At 46.0% G+C, this 933-nt stretch carries 2 protein-coding genes; both read left to right on the top strand.

Annotated features, from left to right (window positions below):
- Positions 1-201: 201 nt before the first annotated feature.
- Positions 202-453: a hypothetical protein gene (locus C7B65_RS29105; RefSeq protein ID WP_223257541.1), complete on the top strand. Its 252-nt coding sequence runs from the start codon at positions 202-204 to the stop codon at positions 451-453.
- 3 nt (positions 454-456) lie between these two features.
- Entirely contained in the window at positions 457-696 is a 240-nt protein-coding gene (locus C7B65_RS29110) for a hypothetical protein (protein WP_223257542.1), read from the top strand.
- Positions 697-933 lie beyond the last annotated feature (237 nt).

The raw sequence follows: 933 nt of genomic DNA on the forward strand, positions 1-933 counted from the left end.
CGAAGGGGCGCAAATGTTTGGTCGCATTCGGGGCTACATTTCCACGCTCAAGAAGCAAGGATTCAATGTATTGGACGCACTCAAGCAAGTGTTCTTGGGCAATCCGACTATCCCTCAACCTGAGTAGTTACGGTTTAGCTCTGCTTTCTCGGATCTCGCCCAGTTTTGCTGACTCAGTTATCAACGGAAGAGGTTGAAAAAATGACACTCATACAAACGTGGCGATTCATCACAATTATGCCGACTTCGCTGAGTCTCAGCTTATCTATGGCACATTTACTAGAATTGCCGCAACTTATGAAATTTGACCAACAACTTTGGGTTGAGGTAACAGTTTTTAAAAACGTCTATCGACTATTTGGCTCAGTTGGTGCAGCGTTTGAAATCGGTGCAATTCTAGCGGCAATGGTACTGGCTTTTTTAGTCCGCAAACACCGTTCAATTTTCTATTGAACGTTGAGTGGAGCATTGCTTTTGGTGCTGGCATTTGTGAGTTGGATCTTGTTTGTGGCACCGATGAATGCTGAATTTGCTCAATGGCTGACTCACCCAGTTCCGGCAAACTGGGCACGCTATCGAGATCAATGGGAATGTGCTCACGCCATCAATGCTGTCATTAAACTCTTGGGGCTAAGTTTGCTGGCGCTCTCGGTGTTGGTTGAAATACCTAAAAAGAAAGCCATCGATTATCCATAAGCCAATGTCGGGTTGGAGGATAGATATAGATATGTTTGCAGGCAAAGATATATACATGGCTATAGGAATGGCGATCGGCGTTGGAGTCGGTACTGCCATTGGTGCAGCATTCGGCAACATTGCGATCGAAATTGCCATTGGAATCAGCTTGGGTGCAGCAGTAAGTAGCTAGGCGCAATTAAATATAAAACGCTCCAGTGAGTACTCACCCGATTGACTCCGGGATTCCATCCCCCG

This window comes from Phormidesmis priestleyi ULC007 (genome assembly GCF_003003695.1).
GTDB classification, from domain to species: domain Bacteria; phylum Cyanobacteriota; class Cyanobacteriia; order Leptolyngbyales; family Leptolyngbyaceae; genus Phormidesmis_A; species Phormidesmis_A priestleyi_A.